Origin of the sequence: Sphingomonas sp. (genome assembly GCF_035490575.1) — a bacterium.
Taxonomy (GTDB): domain Bacteria; phylum Pseudomonadota; class Alphaproteobacteria; order Sphingomonadales; family Sphingomonadaceae; genus Sphingomonas.
Genome location: NZ_DATJLI010000108.1, coordinates 1 through 2,181, shown reverse-complemented (window position 1 = coordinate 2,181; position 2,181 = coordinate 1). Strand labels below are relative to the sequence as shown.

Below are 2,181 nucleotides of genomic sequence, written 5' to 3'. Positions count from 1 at the left end.
GTACAATAGTACGCTGCGCGCCGGGTCGCGGGCGACAGTCATTTTCGACTCGGTCTGAACGAAATGGCAACCGGCATTTTCTCCATAAATTGCATTGGAAAGGATGGCCCTGCCATGCCGACCCCCTTTTTTGCCGACCTGGTGCGCGAGCTTGCCCAAGAGGGCGGGACCGGACCGCTGACTCCCACGGGCGCGGTGCCGGGTCATCGCCGCTTTGCCGATATCGTTCCGGTGGATATCCCGTTTCATTATGCGATTTCCGGCATCACCCAGACCGCCCAATGGGAAGTCGGCTTCGGCCGGATCGACGGTGGCGGGCGGCTGTTGCGCGATGTGGTCGCAGCGTCGTCGAACGACGGCGAGCATGTCGATTTTTCGCCGGGACTGAAGACGATCGCGCTGACGGTCGGCGCCGGCTGGTTCGCCGACAGCGATGCGGCGCAAGACATGGTCGAAGCCGGGCTGGCGTCATTGACCGGGGCGATTGCCGCCAAGCAGCCGTTGTCGACGACGCATGAGGCGGTCGCGACGGGGGCCATCGACGATATGCTGACGGTGCGGCGAGGCAGCGGGTGGGTGAATATTCCGCTGTCGAGTCTGGCCTTTCGTGGCGACGACGGACGCCATGCGCTGACGGGTCCGCTCGGCGCGCCGAATGGCAGCGCCGCGGCGCCGGCGATCGGCTTTGATACCGACCCCGATTCGGGCCTGTTTCGCGCCGGCGCGGATATATTGGGATTTGCCGCGGGCGGCAGCGAGCGGATGCGGATCGACGGCTCGGGAAATGTCGGCATCGGCTGCACCCCGCTGGGCGTCACGCGGTTGCAGGTCCGGATCGCCAGCGACCGGCGCTTCACGGTGTTCGCGAACGGTATCGACAGCTGTTTTGGCTATATGAACGACGGCGGCAGCTGGGTCGACACCTTGCTGTGCGGCAATCCGTTGCGGCTAGGCGTCGGTGGCAGCGAGCGCGTGCGCCTCGAAGGTTCGGGCGTGTTCCGTCCGGCGGCGGACAACAACCAGACGCTGGGCGCCGCGGCGCAGCGTTGGGCGGTGCTGTACGCCGGCACGGGCACGATCAACACATCGGACGCGCGCGACAAGACATGGCGCGGCGCCGCGACTGCCGCCGAGGTGCGTGCCGCAAAGCGTATCGCCGCCGAACTGGGTTTTTTCCAGTGGCACGACGCGATTGCCGAAAAAGGAGCAGAGGGCGCGCGGCATCATTTCGGTGTTCGTGCGCAGGCGGTGTGGGCGGTTATGGCCGACGAAGGACTGATCGAGCCAATCGCCGAGGGCGGGGCGCCGAGCAGTCGCTATGCCTTTCTATGCCATGACCAATGGGACGAGGAGGCTGACGAAGGCCGCCCCGCGGGCGACCGTTTCGGCATCCGCACCGACCAGCTGGCGCTGTTCCTGATCGCGGCGCAGGACGCGCGCCTCGCGGCGCTGGAGGCCGCGGCATGATCGACGGATCGGCATTGGCCGCGCGCGCGATCGGCGATGTCGCAAGGCGCGATCTCGCGAGCGAGTGGGCCGGGCCCGAGCCGGCGGCGCCGCAGACGGCGCTGCCGCTGGCGCGCGAAGCGCCGCGGCGCGTGACGGTGCGCAGACCCTGACGGGAGGGGGAAGACGATGACGATGATGGTGAAGGATCCGGGCACGCGGATCGATTTCGAGTTCGACTGGGGCGCCGCCTATCCGGGCGGCCAGGCGGTCGTGGCGAGTGACTGGTCGGTCGCACCGGCGGAGGAGGGCGGCGTGACCGTGATCGGCGGCGCGCACGACCTGAAGGAGGTGACCGTCACGCTGGCGGGCGGGGTCGCGGGGCGCGTCTATCGCGTCACCAACCGCGTGACGATGAGCGACGGGCAGATCGACGAACGGTCGATGACCTTGCGGGTGGAGGAGCGATGATGGCGGAAAGCCTGTTGCCGGGCGAGGCCCCGGTGAGCCTGAACGAAGCGCGCGGCTGGCTGCGGCTGGGCGCGACGATCGACGATGCGGTGATCGCGGGGCTGGTGCGCGCGGCGACCAATATCTGCGAGGCGTTCATCGGCCAGTGGCTGGTCGTGCGTGCTGGCGAAGAAGAGGCGCCGTTGCCGGCGGCGTGCATTGCGCTGCGCGCGCGTCCGGTGGTCGCGGTCGACCGTGTGACGCTGGTGTCGCAGGACGGCACCG

General features: G+C 68.4%; 4 protein-coding genes. All 4 read left to right on the top strand.

All coding sequences use genetic code 11. From position 1 onward, the window contains the following. The first annotated feature begins 114 nt into the window (after nucleotides 1–114). Nucleotides 115–1,467: a tail fiber domain-containing protein gene (locus VL973_RS08240; RefSeq protein ID WP_313911465.1), complete on the top strand. Its 1,353-nt coding sequence runs from the start codon at nucleotides 115–117 to the stop codon at nucleotides 1,465–1,467. Further along, a complete protein-coding gene (locus VL973_RS08235) occupies nucleotides 1,464–1,619 on the top strand; it encodes a hypothetical protein (RefSeq protein WP_161786544.1) in 156 nt (51 codons plus the stop codon). The genes VL973_RS08240 and VL973_RS08235 overlap by 4 nt, the downstream gene beginning before the upstream one ends. A 16-nt stretch (nucleotides 1,620–1,635) precedes the next feature. Then, nucleotides 1,636–1,917, top strand: coding sequence for a phage fiber-tail adaptor protein (locus tag VL973_RS08230; protein WP_037555398.1), 282 nt, complete (start codon nucleotides 1,636–1,638; stop codon nucleotides 1,915–1,917). Next, a partial coding sequence (locus VL973_RS08225; protein WP_325283545.1) for a head-tail connector protein occupies nucleotides 1,914–2,181 on the top strand: 268 nt, incomplete at its 3' end. The genes VL973_RS08230 and VL973_RS08225, both read left to right, overlap by 4 nt.